Below are 16976 nucleotides of genomic sequence, written 5' to 3'. Positions count from 1 at the left end.
CCCGATGGCTGACACCGCCACGAGGAAACACCGCGTCGCCAGCTACATCGGCGCCGGGGTTGCCGACCCTATCGGCTGGACACGTGTTGCGCCGAGCGGATCGCCGCCGGCAGGCAAGGCATACATCACCGATGGCGGCACACCGCTCCGCTACAAGCTCGACGCAACGGGCGCTTACGCTCTCAAGGACGCATAGGGGAAAGACATGGTTTCTGCAGCTACACGAAAGCGCCGGGTGGCGAGCTACATCGGCGCCGGCATCATCCCAGTACAGGGCGGTGGGGGACAGCAGCAACAGCTCGCCTTTGGTTCTTCTCGCTTGAGGGTGCCGGATCGGACGGCACAGCTCAACGTCGCCTCATCCTTCAAGGGTGCGATCAATACGCTTTCGGCAGGTTCCGCACCGTTCGACATCACAAACATTCGAGTTTTCCTGCCCGGTTTCGCATGCAACAACGGCGGAGCAACGCCTTCCGAGCAGCAGATCCCCGCCACATTCCAAGCTGGCTATAGTCTAGAAGTCGGCGGTGTTCGTTATCCAGCAACTTTCGGCGGCCAGCAGTTAGCCACCTTGGGCGGCCCAGGCTCCACGAACGGCAGGTCAACACTTTTCGACTGCGGCAAGTGGTCGGACGTCATCATGAATGGGGCGATCCCACTCACGGTCACTGCCAACAGCAACATTCGCCACGTGGCATTGCTTTCAATGGCGGCGGTTGGCGATCTATTCCCGGCTTCGCAGTATCTCGCGACGCTAGTCGGCGATCAGTGCAAAAACGCAGCCGATCCCACCACCCTTCTTTCGCTCCTGGCGAGCGGCACAATTACTTCCTCGGGCTCGGCTCCCACCAAGCAGTTCTGCCCAATGTTCATGGTGGGTGAGCGCACGGACGGTAATCGCTCCCCGGTGGTCTTGATCCATTCCGATAGCATCGGCTACGGCGTGGGCGACTTCACCACTGGCATACCGGCATCGGAACCGCGAGGTGCCATTGGCTGGATGGAACGTGGTCTCGATGACCCGACGAATGGTCGGATTATGAGTGGCCACATCGGTCTGCCGGGCTCTTTCTCGACCCAGAACACAAATGGCGTTTTCGGGAGCGTCGATTATACGCCAGGCATTGCGCACCGTGTCACGCCATTGCTGGAACTGAAAAGCCTCTACGGCGGACGCCTGCCTTTCACGTGCATTTTCGATCAGCACGGCAACAATGGCGATGCGAATTCCGGCAGCATGACGATGTCTGCGCTCTACCAGGGCGTAAGTGTGCTCAAAGGCTATTTCCCCGGTATCCGATATGTGAAGGCAACCCTGCCTGCCCGCATCGGAACAGGCGGCGATTATCGCGACCCGACGCTGCAGACCCCCGGCGTGAACGATGTTTACCCCGCAGCATCCTATCAGAACGGCTATCGCCAGTACTACAACGACCAGATCATGGCAGATGCCGGCGCGCACTTCGATGCAGTCTTTGATGTCGGGTACTACGGCACAGCGGCATATCAGCCTGGCTACCATTCCGGAGATCCGAACTACAATCAATACCGCTCGGCGGCACCTGTGTTCGATAGCGTGACATTGGCCGGTTCCGGCTACGCCAGCAGCGCCACGACGTTCCAGCTAAACGAGGATATACCGCTCGGCGCTCTCTTGTCGTTTGATGGTGTCCGCGCCAACATTCTCGGGCCCGTCGTCAGCAAGAGCGGATCAGGGCCGTACACATACAACATTCAATCTGGATCAGGGAAAGCAGTTACCTATGCCGCCAGCACGGCCGGCAAGGCTGTCGGCAATAACGATGGCACGCATCCAGGCCCGCAAATGGCAAAGCAGATAGCCCTTGGTGTCATTGCCATGAAGCAAGCTTCAATGTTCGGAACTGGTTAATACCAAACGCCTATAATCGAGCGGCGCTTAAAGCGCCGCTCGGGTGCCCTTATTTCGGAGTTGCTGCGAATTGATCGTGCAATTCCTCTTTCTTGATCGTGAGCTTCATCTGCAGCAGTTCGGTAGCCAGCTGCATGTAGATATTCACCCGCGCGTTTCGACTATCCCCGGCATTCGCAGCGACCCACTGATCGACGCCGCGCAGCGCATACTTCAGAGCCTGCTCGTGCTGCAACTTAAGCACTTCTTGCCGCTTACTGGTGATGGCGGGAAGAAGCTGATCTTCTTCCAATACCCCAACATTTTCCCTCTCAACTCCCTGCCACACCAGCATGTCAGATTCCGCATTCCGAACAGCCTCTAAATATTCATCACGTGTCACTTGGCGCCTCCAATGGCCTATAGTTCCGACAGCTTTGTAAATAATATCCCGGCCTGCAGAAACAACCAGACACCCCACCGCCCCATCATCAAATGATGGGGTCTAGCGCCCGTGCAGCGCCTTCGATCGATCATGGTGTTCTTCAGCCCTGCGCGACGCCTCGCGCGGGGTTTCTTCCCATCCGCCCTGCGGCATCAGGCGTTGGCGCACCCACGTCTGAAAGCCACCACTCCACTTCCACAGGCCAATTCGGTTGTGCGTGGTGGTATCGAGTCGGATGCGGCCGACGATTTCATCGTCATCGTAGCCGATGAAATCCTGACGGCCTTCACCCTCCCACGTTTCGCGCCATTTATATCGAGGCCGGTATTCTTCGTTACTGGAGGTTTCGCCGGCCGTTGATTCTGTCACTCTGCGCCCTCACCGATGCACTCATTACGACCACACCTAGGGCCTCGCTGAATTCCTCGGTGCTCGGGCCGCCTGAAGTCCATTTCCGGATAGGCTCACCAGTGACAGACAAGAGCAATTCACCGCCAGTCGGGATTCGATAAGCGGCAATTTCCCAGCGGTTTTCTCGATCGAGAAAACGCCAACGCACGACCTGCTTGCTCGGCAGGCGGATTTCATCAAATCGCTTCATGTCCACTTAGTTTTTACGGTGGGATAGGCGAAGCCGCGCAGGTCTCTAGCGGTTAACAAGGAGGTTGCCGCGCGGCTCCGTTCACCTTGCAAGGTGTTCTTATTATGTTCTCATTGTTTCGAGAGTCAAGCGGAGTCTGATTCCTAGAACATGCCCTTGCGCTTCAGGATCTTTAGAGCCGCCTCGACCTCGGCGTTGGCTTCCATCATCAGCGCCTGATTATCCGCAAGCTCGATGAGCGAGACTAGGACCTCCTCTGGCCGCCAGCCCGCTTTAACTGCGCTGTCCACCAGATCTTGAAAGCCTACATGCATTGCATCCTGGCAGTTCAAAAAACGATCCGGATGCTTCTCGGGGACCTTAGGCGGCGGGATCTTGCTCATAGCCGAAAACTGGTCCCCCTTGCTGGATCTGTCAATAGACGGCATTTTAAGCATTTGCTGATGGAGTGGTCTCATGACCAAGCCTCCTAAGACTAAGCCGCTCCTGCTGATCGACAAGCCGCTCCGCTCCCGAGCGCGCAAGCCGCGAGATCCTTCGCAGCCAAATCTCCCCCTCGACCCTATGCCGGCGCGCGTCGATCCGTGCCTTGCCCTCCTCAAGTCAAAACCGCCGAAAGGGCCGCAATGGGCCTTTGAGGTGAAGTGGGACGGCTACCGGATTGCGGTGCATATCGAGCCTAAGGGTGTTCGCATCCTGACGCGCGGCGGCCATGACTGGACACATCGCTTCCCGGCGATCGCGGCGGAGGCAGAGCAGCTTGACGCGGCGACGGCGATCCTCGATGGCGAGGCCGTGGTTCTCGATGAGAAAGGGCGCTCGGATTTCGGCCAGCTGCAGCAGTCGCTAGGCGGTCGAGGCGGGAAGCTGAACTCCGGCGCATCCGTACTGATGGCCTTCGATCTTCTGTATTTCGACGGTCACGATCTGACGAAGACGGAACTTTCGACCCGCAGGCATCTGCTCGAAAGCCTGATCGCACCAAGTCGGGAAAGCGCCATCCGGCTATCGGAGGAAGTCGAGGCAGAAGGCGAGCAGCTCCTGCGTCTGGCGTGCGAGCACGGGCTCGAAGGGATCATCGCGAAGGACCGCGCTAGCGCCTATCGATCTGGCCGGCTCGGCGACTGGCTGAAGATCAAGTGCATCCAGAGCGACAGCTTCTTCATCGTCGGATGGGAGCGATCGAGCGTAGCGCGCGGGCAGATCGGCTCGTTGCTGCTCGCGGCCTATAATGGCAATGACCTGGTCTATGTCGGATCGGTCGGGACGGGCATTAAAGACAGCGAGGCATGGAAACTACGTGGCCTGATGGAAAAGCTTGGCACGAAGCGGCCGCCTGTCGCCTATGAAGGGCGTCGGAAGGATCTTACGTGGCTCAAGCCGACGTTGATTGCGGAGACTGAATATCGCGCGTGGACGCATGACGGAAAGCTTCGACACGCCTCCTATAAGGGTCTTCGGGAAAAGCAGGACAATGCAGAGGTCTACCGGCTCGATTAGATGGACGCATCGAACTGCACCGCATTGAAGCGATCGGCGACCATTCGGCCGGAGTTCAGTCTCGGGTGCACGTAGATGCCGAGGAACACCGATGCGCTCTTCCAATCTCCGGCCTCCATAGCTGTCCTGATATCAGTTCCCATCTCGATCGCGGTTGTGGCGAAGGTGTGCCGGCCGCAAAGGTGGCTGGATTTGTAGCTGATCTCAGCTCGCAGACAGACGGCCCTGATTCGCTCATTGACCGAATGACGGTTGGTGAAGCGGAATACGCGGTCATCGTCTCCAGCCTGTCCCTTCAGATCTCGAAGCCGCGCGGCCATCTCGTCAGTCAGATGGCGCACGGAATTTGCTCCTGTCTTCGTCTTCAAAAGCAGCGCTCGACGGGCCGCGATATCCACATCCTTCCATCTCAGATTGATCGCCTCGCTCACTCTGGCGGCCGTCTGCGCCATGAAGAGCACGAGCGCCGCCAAATGCGGTAGCCGGTTCTTCGCGCATTGCCGGACGAAAGCGTGCATCCAGACGGCTGAAGCCGGTTGCTTCGGCTTCGCCGGATCTTCCTTCATCTTCTTGATGCGGATGAGGTTGCACCATCCCCTATCGTATCCGTGATTGATTACGGCGCGTGCCGGCGTGAGTGCTTGGCGGTTCCGCGTCGCGTTACTCTGGGTTGGGAAAAGCGTCATCGCCATCTGCCGAATGTCGAAAGGAAAGATCGAGGCCATCGGCTGGTTCCCGAAATACTCTATGATCGGATCTAGGAAGCGGCCATCGCCGCCGTGCTCGATGTAGCTGGCGGCCGCTTCGGCGAATGTCTTCTCACTGAGGATTGGCGCGGTCGGCACCCATGTCTGAATGATTTGATGCGTCATGCATGCTCCAACTCATTACATCTGGAGATTTTCGGCTGGACACATTGCCGAAAAAGCTAACGATTACGTGGAAAAGTCCATGGTCCAGAACAGACCTAAGTGGATTGAATTGTCTCGCTTTTCGCTTCCCGGTCCTTAGTGCAATCTTTTATGTCCACTTCTTCAATTCTTCGTCCGCTTGATCGCAAAACCGAATAATGCTTTCGTTTAGCAGTTTAAGATGGCTTGCCTTGGCAGCGGGAAACTCGACAATTATGCGGCCTTTTTGAGCGAACGGTGACGGTTTGGAGCCCAACATGATTAGAGAGTCGACGTACTGATCCAGTACAGCATGCAGTTCGGAGACCTTCTTCACACTGGCAGCGTCAAGGAGGTGGATTTCACCAATCAACTTTGGAAAGATCTTCATAATCATCGACGGGTCCGCAACTATGATGCTGCCCGACCCTGAAGATTGAAGTGTCTTGTTATTGTTTGCGAGGCTATCTCGCAAAATAGAGATCTCCGCAGCAAACGCCGCAGCGACTGCCTTAGCCCTTTGCCGTAGCAGATAGTCGTCTCTCGCCCTGTTGAGCTTTGCGTTGACCATCGCGCCAATCAACAGCGACATTAAGCCCAAGAACGAACCGACCGCCGACCCAACCACAGCCGGGGCACCACCTGTCAAACCCTCAAGCCAGCACCACATTTAGTCTGTACTCCCGTTGTTTCGCTTCCGAGCATAAGCGCACAACCTTGTCGCAGAGAGAAGCCCCGCATCATGGAACATGAAGAGAACAGCCCGTGGGACTTCCGTGGGACTATTTGCGCCAGGGGCCGCACTTTCGCGCCTTATGTTCCATATTTATTCCCACCTCCCCTATTTTCCTCTTGCGCTCTGATTGGCGATTACATAAAGGAAACAAGCCGTTTCGGCAGGTCGGGGCGTAGCGCAGCCCGGTAGCGCACTTGACTGGGGGTCAAGGGGTCGCTGGTTCGAGTCCAGTCGCCCCGACCATTTAATCCCTTGAAATCTCAGTCTTTCCGCATCTCGCAAGAGTGAGGGCGCGCGGCGCGGCCTCAGCGCGATTCATCCGTCCATATGCGGCGCTCGCCGCGGTAGATGTACCGGCCCGAGCCCTGGCGGGTGTTGTCGCGGTAATAATCGCGACGATTGCGGTTGCGGTCGTCACCGGCGCAACGCTCGGGAAAGCGGCGGCAATCCTGGTAGGTTTGCCGGTCGACACGCGGATTTCTCGGATCGACAGCCATTGCATTACCGGCAACCACTGCTAAAGCTAAGGCAAGAACGATCCTGATCATTTCACTCTCTTCAATTTCCCGCAGACCATTGCCTGGAGTTTACCACATGCTGCCAAGCCGCTCACTTCTCATCGGCATGATCGTGACGCTGGCCTCCTCGCATATCGCATTGGCAGAAAACGTCCGGTTCCGGAACGCCAAGGAAAACGAAATCCGTCAGATGCTGAAAGGCGCCAGCGACTTGCGGAAGGCCTCGAACGGCTATGAATACCGTCCAGGCAATAAGAACGGCTATAAAATTTCAGACGGTCAGATCTGCGTTCTTTTCCCCAACAAGCAGACTGACTGCATTTCAATCAAGACGGACGGCAACGTACTGCAGATGCTCGACAACAAGGGCAATCGCATCAAGCTCTAAGCCTTGCCGGCTTCTGCTCTGCCGATTGACCATCCAGTCGGGCCGTAACCCCCTCCCGGAACCTTTACCCAAAAACCGCGTTGGAAACCATGATTTTGCGGGTCGCTTGCCCGTAGCCGCGATGTGCCATGCGTCGATGCGGTTTCTGTCCGAGGCAGTCGGATCTCAACGAGTTTTCGGCCGGCTCTTGCCGGCAGGGGGAAATCATGAAACGTCATCTCGTATCGGCCGCAGTCGCCAGCTTCCTCGTCACCGGCCTCGTTGCCGGCTCGGCCATGGCGGCTGATGCCATCGAAGAGGTGCCGGCCGCACCGGCAGCCGAGATCGCGCCAGTCTTCACATGGACGGGCTTCTACGTCGGTGTCGGTGGCGGGCCAACCTGGGCCAATGGCGATTTCGACGTCTTTTCCGAAGACATGAATGGTGGCCTGATCACTGGCTTCGTCGGCTATAACTGGCAGCTCGACAACAATTTTGTCTTCGGTATCGAAGGTGACGTTTCCTATAACTGGGACAAGGCCGATGTCGGCCCGTTTGAAGTCGGCCTCGAAACTGCCGGCTCCGTCCGAGCCCGGCTCGGCTATGCGATCGATCGCGCTCTGATCTATGGCGCGGCAGGCTGGACGGGTGCGCAGGCCCATATCGACGGCCCCGCCGGCAACGACAGGGATACGCTATCAGGCTGGACGATCGGCGCGGGCGTCGACTACGCCTTCACCAATAACGTCTTCGGCCGGCTGGAATATCGCTACAATGATTACGGCAGCGCCGATCTTCTCGGGCTCGACGGCGACATCGACCAGCATGTCGTGATGATCGGCGTGGGCTATAAATTCTGAAGCCCTCTGCCTTCAAGACTATTCAGGCTGCCAGACTAAAGCACGTCGCGATCTTTCAGATTCGCTTGTCGCGCTTTAGGTTCTTGTTTTCGCATGTCGCTATCGCAAAACCGCTGCACACTTTTGCGCGACACGCTTTAAGCGGCTGAGAGCGCGAGCTTACCATCCGCCGCCACATGCGGTTGCCATGCGGCATAGTTGGCGATGGTGAAATGCGGTGTCTCGAAGGGCGTCGCATGGGTTTCGGTGATGACAGTGACATCGGCTCCGGCACCCTCGCCGGCGAGAATGCCTGCAACCGCATCCTCGAATACCAGGCAGCGGGTGGGATCGACGCCAAGGCGGCTCGCGCCGAGCAGATAGCATTCCGGGCTCGGCTTGCCTGACGAGACTTCCTCGCCGCTGACGATCATTTTCGGCATGGGAATGCCTGCCGCCGCCATGCGGCGGACGGCGAGTTCGATCGGCGCCGAAGTGACGATCCCCCAGCGATCCGCGGGCAGTGCATTCAGGAAGCGGATGGAGCCCGGAATCTCGACGATGCCCTCGAAATCCTCCATCTCCTCTTTCAGAAGCAACTTTGCCTCAGCAATCGGATCGACACCGGGAAGGCCGAGTTGGCGAATGGAGTCAGATGCACGAACACCATGGATGGTCTTCAGAAGAACCTCAGGCTCGAAACCATGGCGGAGCCCCCACTCGCTCCAGACGCGCTCGACGACGGCGATGGAGTTCAGCACGGTGCCGTCCATATCGAACAGGAAGGCATCGTAGGTCTTGTCGAGAACGCGATGGGAAGTGGACAAAGGAGGGTTCCTTGCGAAGCGGAAAGCCGTCAGGCCTTCCGCGACTAGCCGAGCACAGGAGCGGCGTCAACCTAAAGCATCTCGCGCAAAAGTGTGCAGCGGTTTTACGATAACGACATGCGTCAAACAAAGACCTAAAGCGTGGCGCGCGAATCTGAAAGATCGCGACGCGCTTTAGTCGTTGACCTCCGGATGGGTGATGCTCCTCACATCCGCAAGGCCGCGTGTGGCATCGCGATTGCCAGTGGCAGCCGCAGCCTCGAAAACGCGCGTGGCGTCACCATACATCTTCAGATTCATGTAGCTGTAGCCACGCAGTACCATGAGATCGACGCGCTCCTGCTGCAACTGGGCGCGCTGGTCGAGAAAAATGAGCGCTTCGCGATAGCGTCCGCCTTCGAAGGCGGCAAGCGCGCGATCGGCAAGGATCGCCACCTGCAGTTCGGAGGCGCGGTCGCGGTTCTGCGGCGCCTTGGTGGCCGCGACTGCGGCACTGTTGGAAAGGCCGGCGCGCAGATAGGCAAGGCTCTGGCCGTAGGCGGCATCCTCACGCTCCTTGCGCACAGGACTTGCAAGCGCCGCCTCGAAAGCCTTCACCGCCTCCATAGGCCTGTTGATGTCCATCAGGCACCAGCCGCGTGTCAGCGCATCGCCGGGATTGAGGCGGGTGGGATCGATGGTTGTGGAGCATCCGCGAAGCTGGCGCGGACCACGTTCGACCGCAACCGTCTGCATGACCCTGGCGGGCCTTGCCGGCGCAACGGGCTGGGCCTGCACTTGGGACTGCTGGGATTGGAATTGCGCGGGGGGCCGAGGCTCTGGCTGGAAGGCTGCACTGCGTTCGGTCGGCGCAGACTGGACTTGCGGTGCTGTGGGCTGAATTGGAGGCTGCGGCTCTATCGCAGAACCGGGGGCCGGCAATGGAGCGTTGGCTCGCGAGCCGGCAGACGTATCGTTCAACGTGGCAATGCGGGGCGAACGACCGGCCCAGAGACGCTGGATCTCGGCAACTCCGGCACGATCGTTCAACTGCTGCCGGGTAACGGCAAGGCCATAGGCTGAGGGTTCGTCATCCGGCTTCCAGCGCAGTCCCGTCTCGAACCAGCGAGCGGCCGTCTGGAACTGGTTCAACGAACGGGCATACCAGCCGAACTGTTGAGCCGTCGGCACGTATTTCTGCTCGATGATCGTGGCGGCGATGCGACCGAGCACGTCCTCGCTCAGATCGGCCGGCGGCTGCAGGGCCATCAGATTGGCGGTCGCGGCAAGATAGGTGGCGGTCGCATCCTTGGAATCGTCACGCCATTTATACATGACGTCCTCCGCTTCCTGCGGCGACTTGCGGGCAATCAGCGCCAACGCCAGGCCCTGCGAGGCAACAGCGGAATCCTGCTTCTCATGGGCGATGCGGAACCATTTTTCGGCATCCGCCTCGTTGTTGCGGCGAAGCTGATACCAGCCAAGCAGCAACGCGTCCGAGGGTAGCCCCTGCTCTTTGGCAAGCCTCTCGACGCGAGAGATATAATCGGGAGCGACTTCGAGCTTTGCATCGTCGTTGCCATCGGCAACAAAGCGGCGGGCAAGATCATCGCGCAGGCTGTCAAATTCTCTGACACCATTGGCATCTGCAGGTTTTTCGAGAGAAAGCAGCGCCTGCATCGAACCATATGGCAGAAGAGCGGCAGCCTTCTGGATCGTCGCCACGCGTTCGGCCGGCTCGGTGCAATTCTTCAGGATGTAGGTGTAGGCATCCTGCCCGCGCTGCTGCCTGTTCGTCTCAACGAATGCTTCGGCGACGCGCCAGAGCACATCGATCTCAGCACAGGTCAGCAGGCTCGGCGTTTCGGCCGCGATATCGATGACCGTCGCATATTGCTTGAGATCGGAGGCATTGATGAGCCGGGTTCGGGATTCGGCGACATCGAGACGGTCGAGCAGGTCGGCCGGCGGCTGCCAGCTTTCGGCGGCCTGGCGATCGGCGATCGCCTTGCGCAGCTCGGCATAACGACCCTCGGAATAAAGCCGCCACATGTTTTCGAGTTGCCGGTCGCCGTTCTGTGGAATGGCGAGCGGATCGGCGGGCGGCACCCAATTCGGATAGAGCGCCTGAAGGCGGGAAATTTCCGCCTGAAGGCGAAGCTTGTCGCCGCGGCTGGCGAAATAACGAAGGGCACTTACGTCAACGACCGGCTGCTGGCCTGCTGCCGTGCCTGCTGGCGGCGGATTGGCCGGCGTGGTGGCGGCACCGGCGGGAGTCGCTGATGGTGTGGTCTGCGGGACGACCGGAACCGGAGCCGGCTGCTGGGGCTGATTTGTCTGCGCCTGATTTGTCTGGGCTTGGCTTGTCTGGATCAGATCCGTCTGCGCCGGGCTCTGGGGCTGATCGCCGGAATTATCCTGTGTCGCGGCCTGGATTCGTTCCGCCACGGTCTGCACGTCGATCGGCTGATTGGAAGGAGTATCCGGCCCCTTTATGCGCCCCATCATCATGAGTTCGGGGGTCCTGCCACCAAAGCCGAAACGTTCCTGCAATGCTTCACGGTCCTTCAGCCCGGCGATGAGAGTCGCCACCAGGACTGCTGCCGTTATCGCCACAACAGAAGATTTCACAGACACTCTGGATGCTTCTCCCCGACATAGGCCAGCCCCAGAAGCTGAAGCGTTGATGGATAATAATAGGCGGGCGCAAATTGCAGCGCTTCGGCAGGTAGTTTGGTTCCGTCTAATACACAGGCCACAACGTGGTTAACAATTTCATAACCAGGGTCGGAAAGCTCGGTCTTCGGCTGCCCGGTAGTAAGATCGATGGTGGCGGGCACACCGTTTGCGGTCATGCCTTCTTTGAGACGCGTCAGCAACGCCCTGTCGGTCACGCCGCCTCGCGCCAGATAGAGCGGGATACGGATCGCATTGTAGCCGAATTCAATGTCAAAACCTTCTGCCGGCTGCGGCTGGCGCTTCAGGCTCACCCATTCGGCGGGCAGCTTGCGCGGACCGAACTGCATGGCCTTGAGCAGTGAGAGACCATCATCCGCGAGTTTCTGCCACTGATTGGACGGTGCAAGTGCTGCCATGACGGGAAGCGCTTCATAGACCCAGTAGGATGGGTTGATGACGGGGCCATCGTCGCGATCCGCGCCGGAGAAGCCTTCCGCACCGGGCATCAGCAGGGTGCGGCCGGCAAAATCGGCTACGGTTTCCGACAGCGTCGACTGCGCTATGCGGGTGGCCGCGGTGATATAGTCGGCTCGGTTCCAGGCGGAGCCCGCCAGCGCAAGGGCATAGGCGATCAATATGTCGCCGTCGGAAGCATTGTTGGTGTCGGTCACATGCGGCGTGGCTGACGGATCCCATTTCCAGACGGCAAGGCCGTCATTGCGCAGCAGCAGTTCGGTGCGGGTGAAATACCAGATCTGCTCGAAATCGGCCGGGCTTGCGGCGAGATAAGCGAGCAGCAGGCCATAGCCCTGCCCTTCGCTATGGCTGATATTGCCGTTGCCGTTATCGACGATGCGGCCGCTCGGATCGAGGAACTTCGCCTTATAGGCAGCCCATGCCTCGCTGCTGATCCGCGGCTGCTGGGCAGAGGCCGGCTCACCGGCGAGCGCCAGCATCATCGTGCCTGCGAGCAATGTGGCGATCCAGGTCTTCATTTCGACCTGCCGAGCCTTGAGAGCATTCTGGAAGTGGCCAGACCGATCAGCAGCGACAACACGACCAAAAGGAAAGAATAGGAGAGAATATTCGTCGACAGCCAGTTGGCGGCGATCAGGCGATAGTTGGCGATCGACAAGCCGTCAGTGGGCACGAAATCGAAGCGCGTGACCGGAATGCTCTCGATCTCGCCAGTGCGGCTGGAATAAGTGGTGATATGGCCTGCGATTTGCGGCCAGTTCATCTGGGTAGTGAGCGCATTCAGCCCCTCGCGCAGGTCTTTGGCCGAGGGCGACGTCACGACGGTCCAGGCACCGCCGCCATCCGGGCTCTTGCCTTGCGCGATCATCAAGGTCGCAGCATTCGACGGCGTGAATACCTGTTCGGCATTTGGGACGAACTGCAGCGAGCTGGCAGTGATGTCGAAGTTGCGGCGCAGCCATTCGCGGAACGCCTCTATGCGGCCCTGTAGTGCGCCGCCGGTGATGCGCGAGCGCCATTGCTCCAGCGCCTCGCGATTATCGATTTCCGTCGGCTGTGAATCCGTCACCGGCCGCCAGGAAGCCTGGCTGGCGGTTGCGACATTGACCTGGGCGAGCGCTGTTGCCGGCATCTGCGAAATCGAGCCGATGAAAATGGCGTTGCGGTCACCGACCACGCCCGGAGAGGCGACGGGTTCGATTGCGATCGGGTGACCGGCCATGATGGCGAGCTGACCAAGCAGGGTCGCCGCGGCCGATAGCGTGCCGGCATCGGTACGGTCGATGAACAGCGGCGTCGGATCGGGATTGCGCCCATAAGGGTAGGATGTGCCGGCCATGGCCGCGAGGTTCGGACGCTGCCCGACGCGGGCGAAATCCGGCATATGAAATTCGGACGTGTCAAACAGTGCAAAGCGCGGCGCCTGCGAGGCCGTCGCACCGGGGACGCAGGCCGCATCGTCCTCAGTCATCAGAACTGCCTCGATGGCGATCGAATTCAGGCCAGGCTTGAAGTGCCGCATGGTCACGCGGATCGGAAGCTGGCGGAAAATACCGCCGTTGGTCGTGGCGATCGGCACGGTGGAGGCGATGTTGCCGTTTACATAGACGTCGATATGGCTGCCGGGGAGCACTTTGCTGGAATAGGCGGCATCGAGCAGGATTTTCGCCTCGCCATAGGCATTGGCATAGAAATCGGCCGGCACGGCGACATTGAAGCCGGTGCGGAAGCGGCGGCCGGAGAAGTCGACGGTGCGTATGCCGAGCTGCGAAAGCGGGATGCGCGTATCGGCAAAGAGAAGCGGCGCGTCGGGCGCCGTCCAGCGCTGCGTGGTCAGCACGTCGCGGCGTATTTCGGGGGCCCGGTCGGTCGGAGACACGATGGTATCGATCGCTGTCGAAACCGCCTGCCAGGATGGACCGCTGATCAGCAGGATGGGCGAACCACTGCGCGGATCAGTGACAAAGGCGGCAAGTGGGGCGCTTTCAGCGCCCTGGGGAAGGCTGGGGAAGATCGGCCGCAGCTCGGCCGTGGTACCAACGAGCACGCCCATCTTGCCGGGACCAGCTGCAGGAAGCGTGCCGGTACTGAAGGCAAAGACCTGGTTCGGCATGCCGCTCAGGAGCGACAGGCCCTGCGCCAGACGCAGGAGCGGCTTGGTGGTACCGGGCTGTTCCATTGCCGGAACGACCAGATCGAATTGCGTCTTGCCGGTGCCATCGACGCCGATAGCGCGGATTGCATCCGTGCCGGAAAGCTGGCCGGCATCGCTGCCGGCAAAGCTCAGATAGGTGCCGGCCGGATCAATGTTCGACCAGAGTTCATAGGTGGAGTCGATGCTGCAATCCGTGCGGTGACGCTGATTGGCTTCGAAGGTGATGAGGTTGGCGCCGGGTTGCAGCAGGCCCTGAGGAACCTCGAAGCTGACCGCCGATGGGCTGTCGGGTGAACCGACCTGCTGCTGGCCGATGGCACGATTGTTGATGAACACGGTCAGCTGCGACACTTCGGGAGCGACGACGATGGCGTTCTGATAGGTGAACGTGAACAGCGCTTTCGCCGCCGCCTGCTCCGTTGTCAGATAGATCGACCATGACCTGCGGTCGTATTCACCACTGAGGGCGAGTTCGGAGAAGGGCACGATATAGCGCCTGAAATCACCGGATTGCGGAGCAGACGCGACAGCACGGACGGCAGGCGGCGTGGCCGGCTGCGGCTGGGCCTGCGCCGGGGCGGAAGGCGTTGCCGACGCCGGTGCGGGTGCCGCGGGGATGGCGCTGATCGGCGGCGCGGCCGGCGCGGGCGCCTGCGTCTGCGCCGGTGCGGGAGGCGGCACCGGCTGCGGGGCAACCGTCTGCGGCACGACGGGAACAGGAGCCGGCGCGGGCTGGGTGGGCAGTCTCAGGCGCGGAGCGACTGGCGGCGCACCTGCCGGACGCTCGCCAGACATGTCGAAAGGGCTGATCTGCGCATAAGCGAGAACCGACGTGCCGACCAGAAAAAGGGAAGCGGCGAAGAGCTTTCTCATCCGGCGTTCACCTTTGCCGCCTGCTGCTGTCGATGCGCTTCGCGCTCCGGCCGCATGCTGCGGAAGAAATACACCAGGCCACGGCTCGTCTGGTAGAGCGAGAGGCCGAGGAACCAGACGGTGCCCCTGATGAGGCCGGGATTACGGCGGCGAGAAGCCTGGAACTGCGTCCACTGATCGGAATTGGCGAAGATCAGGTCGGCGATCAGGCGGTGATCCAGCGCGCTCTTCGGCTGATACTGGCAGCCGACATTGGTGATATCGCCCGAGGGTTCGATGTTGCGGACGATGAGCGGCAAGGTTTCGAGATCGGCGCCGCTATAGGGACGGAAGCGGATTTCGCCGAGGGCGCCGACCTGCACTGCATCGAAATGCTTGCTGAAGATGTGCAGGCGCGCGCCGTGGACGGAGACATCCTCGATGGAGGCCGTGTACCACTGGTCGCCGACGCCGAATTCGCAGCGCCGGTTGACGCGCACGCGACGGGAGGACGCCCTCTCCCCGCGCTCGGAGACGACGCCGAGCGCGCAGCCGGCAAGGATGAGGTTGATGATGTTCCAGCCGCCAACGACGAGGGTGACATCCGCCTTATAGGGTTCGGCGTAGATCTTGTAGATGGTGATCGCCACAGCGATGATCTGCACCGCGAAGATGACGAAGAAGGGCCTGCTGATTTCCGACAGGCGGCTGACGGCAATGGATTCGTCCTTCGCTGTGACCTTGAAGGTCGGCTTGCGCGGATTGAGCATGACCGAGACGACAGCCGGCAACAGGTGCACCGTCTGCACATATTCATAGAGTTCGGAAATCCATGGCCAGCGGAACGATCCGTAGAGATAGTTCTGCATCATCAGGTTCACGATCATGTAGGCGAGCGTATAGGCTAGGAACTCGCCGCCGGAAGCCGTGAAGATTTCCAGATCGAAGAAGAGATAGAAGAGCGGCGCGAAGAGGAAGATCGTGCGCGGGAACGGGAACAGCCAGAACAGCGACGAGGACATATAGCAGAAGCGCTGCGGCAGGGTGAGGCCGCGCTTGAGCAGCGGAAAGCGAAAGCGCAGGATCTGCATCATGCCCTGCGCCCAGCGGCTGCGCTGGCCGATGAAGCTTGCGAAGGTGGCCGGCTGCAGCCCGGCGATCAGCGGCTTGTCGAGATAGATGCTGTTCCAGCCCGCACCGTGAAGGGCAAGCGCGGTCTCGCAATCCTCGGTGATGCTGACACCGCTGAAACCGTTGGTGGATTGCAGCGCGCGGCGGCTCAGCACCGCTGCCGAACCGCAGAAGAAGGCGGCGTTCCACTTGTCGAGGCCGCGCTGGATGATGCCGTAGAACATTTCGTTCTCGCTCGGCATCTTTTCGAAGGTGCGCAGGTTGCGCTCCAGCGGGTCAGGATTGATGAAGAAGTGCGGCGTCTGGACGAGGAAGAGCTTCGGGTCATCGTCGAAATAACCGACGGTCTCCAGAAGGAAATCGCGCGCCGGCGCATGGTCGGCGTCGAAAACGGCAATCAGCTCGCCGCTCGAATGCTGCATGCCGTTATTGAGGTTGCCGGCCTTGGCGTGCTCGTTGCGGTCGCGCGTCAGGTAATTGACATCGAGATCGATGCAGAGCTGCTTGAGCTCGGCGTGGCGGGCTGCGGCGGCCTGCGCTTCGATCAGCTTGCCGGAATTGCGCTTCTGCAACGTGCCGCCATCGTCCAGCAGCCACACATGCAGCTTGTCGGCCGGATAATCCATCGCCTTGGCGGCGGCGAGCGTATTGGCAAGCAGGCCGGCATCTTCGTTGTAGGACGGCACGAAGACATCGACATGGGGAAAGCGCTCGAGCTTGCCGGCGCGCGAGGGGCGCGGCGGCAGCGGGGTCGCGACAATGAAGAGCGACAGCGCCAGCATCATCACGCTATACATTTCAGCAAGATAGAGCAGCAGCCCGGGAATGAAGTTTGCGAGCTGGTTGACCGGCGGCAGCGTATTGGTCGTGCGCCAATAGACATAGCGCAGGACGATGGCCGTACCGAAGGCGAGCGCCACGAGACGCCATGTGCCCTCACCCTTCAGCACCTTGATGAGCGCCATGACCGTGACGACGGTGATGCTGGCGATGAGTTGGGTCTGCAGATTGACGGGCAGCGTGATCAGGGCGATCACACAAAGCGACACCAAGGCCCATATGACAACACTGCCAGCTTTACGCATGAACGTTCCTTCGAAATGGCTCAAC

16 protein-coding genes and 1 tRNA gene are annotated in these 16976 nt (G+C 60.1%); 6 read left to right on the top strand and 11 right to left on the bottom strand.

Going from position 1 to position 16976, the window contains the following annotated elements; translation table 11 throughout:
- Nucleotides 1–4: 4 nt before the first annotated feature.
- Nucleotides 5–196, top strand: coding sequence for a hypothetical protein (locus tag AB8B33_RS05215; protein WP_439014584.1), 192 nt, complete (start codon nt 5–7; stop codon nt 194–196).
- 9 nt (nt 197–205) lie between these two features.
- Nucleotides 206–1891, top strand: coding sequence for a hypothetical protein (locus AB8B33_RS05210; RefSeq protein ID WP_439014583.1), 1686 nt, complete (start codon nt 206–208; stop codon nt 1889–1891).
- Between the two features lie 49 nt (nt 1892–1940).
- Here AB8B33_RS05210 and AB8B33_RS05205 read toward each other — a convergent pair whose 3' ends face one another.
- From AB8B33_RS05205 to AB8B33_RS05195, 3 genes are all read right to left on the bottom strand, one after another.
- Complete coding sequence (locus AB8B33_RS05205) at nt 1941–2273, bottom strand: hypothetical protein (RefSeq protein WP_439014582.1); 333 nt, start codon at nt 2271–2273, stop codon at nt 1941–1943.
- A gap of 102 nt (nt 2274–2375) precedes the next feature.
- On the bottom strand, nt 2376–2684 hold the full coding sequence (locus tag AB8B33_RS05200; RefSeq protein WP_439014581.1) for a hypothetical protein: 309 nt from the start codon (nt 2682–2684) through the stop codon (nt 2376–2378).
- A gap of 375 nt (nt 2685–3059) precedes the next feature.
- Entirely contained in the window at nt 3060–3374 is a 315-nt protein-coding gene (locus AB8B33_RS05195) for a hypothetical protein (protein ID WP_439014580.1), read from the bottom strand.
- On the opposite strand from AB8B33_RS05195, the gene ligD reads away from it, so the two are divergent.
- Nucleotides 3373–4416, top strand: a complete 1044-nt coding sequence (gene ligD / locus AB8B33_RS05190) for a non-homologous end-joining DNA ligase (protein ID WP_439014579.1) — start codon at nt 3373–3375, stop codon at nt 4414–4416. The two genes, AB8B33_RS05195 and ligD, sit on opposite strands and share 2 nt — an antisense overlap.
- Here ligD and AB8B33_RS05185 read toward each other — a convergent pair.
- The gene (locus AB8B33_RS05185) at nt 4413–5288 is read right to left on the bottom strand and encodes a tyrosine-type recombinase/integrase (protein WP_439014578.1); all 876 of its coding nucleotides are present in this window, start codon (nt 5286–5288) and stop codon (nt 4413–4415) included. The genes ligD and AB8B33_RS05185 overlap by 4 nt on opposite strands.
- Nucleotides 5289–5436: 148 nt before the next feature.
- Nucleotides 5437–5976: a hypothetical protein gene (locus AB8B33_RS05180; RefSeq protein WP_439014577.1), complete on the bottom strand. Its 540-nt coding sequence runs from the start codon at nt 5974–5976 to the stop codon at nt 5437–5439.
- 232 nt (nt 5977–6208) lie between these two features.
- Here AB8B33_RS05180 and AB8B33_RS05175 point away from each other — a divergent pair.
- A tRNA-Pro gene (locus AB8B33_RS05175) sits at nt 6209–6285 on the top strand.
- 62 nt (nt 6286–6347) lie between these two features.
- Here the strand turns inward: AB8B33_RS05175 and AB8B33_RS05170 are convergent.
- Nucleotides 6348–6590: a hypothetical protein gene (locus tag AB8B33_RS05170; protein WP_439014576.1), complete on the bottom strand. Its 243-nt coding sequence runs from the start codon at nt 6588–6590 to the stop codon at nt 6348–6350.
- A gap of 46 nt (nt 6591–6636) precedes the next feature.
- Between AB8B33_RS05170 and AB8B33_RS05165 the strand changes: the two genes are divergently transcribed.
- Entirely contained in the window at nt 6637–6948 is a 312-nt protein-coding gene (locus AB8B33_RS05165) for a hypothetical protein (RefSeq protein WP_439014575.1), read from the top strand.
- A gap of 206 nt (nt 6949–7154) precedes the next feature.
- Nucleotides 7155–7787, top strand: a complete 633-nt coding sequence (locus AB8B33_RS05160; protein ID WP_439014574.1) for an outer membrane protein — start codon at nt 7155–7157, stop codon at nt 7785–7787.
- Between the two features lie 137 nt (nt 7788–7924).
- On the opposite strand, the gene AB8B33_RS05155 is transcribed toward AB8B33_RS05160, so the two are convergent.
- The 5 genes from AB8B33_RS05155 to bcsA all read right to left on the bottom strand — a co-directional run bounded on the left by AB8B33_RS05155 (nt 7925) and on the right by bcsA (nt 16951).
- On the bottom strand, nt 7925–8593 hold the full coding sequence (locus AB8B33_RS05155) for an HAD family hydrolase (protein ID WP_405049716.1): 669 nt from the start codon (nt 8591–8593) through the stop codon (nt 7925–7927).
- Nucleotides 8594–8767: 174 nt separating this feature from the next.
- Nucleotides 8768–11203, bottom strand: coding sequence for a cellulose synthase (locus AB8B33_RS05150; protein ID WP_439014573.1), 2436 nt, complete (start codon nt 11201–11203; stop codon nt 8768–8770).
- On the bottom strand, nt 11200–12246 hold the full coding sequence (locus tag AB8B33_RS05145; protein WP_439014572.1) for a glycosyl hydrolase family 8: 1047 nt from the start codon (nt 12244–12246) through the stop codon (nt 11200–11202). The genes AB8B33_RS05150 and AB8B33_RS05145 overlap by 4 nt, the downstream gene beginning before the upstream one ends.
- Nucleotides 12243–14756 carry a cellulose biosynthesis cyclic di-GMP-binding regulatory protein BcsB gene (locus AB8B33_RS05140; protein ID WP_439014571.1) on the bottom strand — a complete coding sequence of 838 codons (2514 nt, stop codon included), beginning with the start codon at nt 14754–14756 and terminating at the stop codon, nt 12243–12245. The genes AB8B33_RS05145 and AB8B33_RS05140 overlap by 4 nt, the downstream gene beginning before the upstream one ends.
- Nucleotides 14753–16951: a UDP-forming cellulose synthase catalytic subunit gene (gene bcsA, locus AB8B33_RS05135; protein WP_439014570.1), complete on the bottom strand. Its 2199-nt coding sequence runs from the start codon at nt 16949–16951 to the stop codon at nt 14753–14755. The genes AB8B33_RS05140 and bcsA overlap by 4 nt, the downstream gene beginning before the upstream one ends.
- Between the last annotated feature and the right edge of the window lie 25 nt (nt 16952–16976).

Origin of the sequence: Rhizobium sp. 768_B6_N1_8 (genome assembly GCF_051811225.1) — a bacterium.
Taxonomy (GTDB): domain Bacteria; phylum Pseudomonadota; class Alphaproteobacteria; order Rhizobiales; family Rhizobiaceae; genus Rhizobium.
The sequence above is the reverse complement of the archived record's forward strand: the minus strand, read 5'-3'. Positions and strand labels throughout refer to the sequence as shown.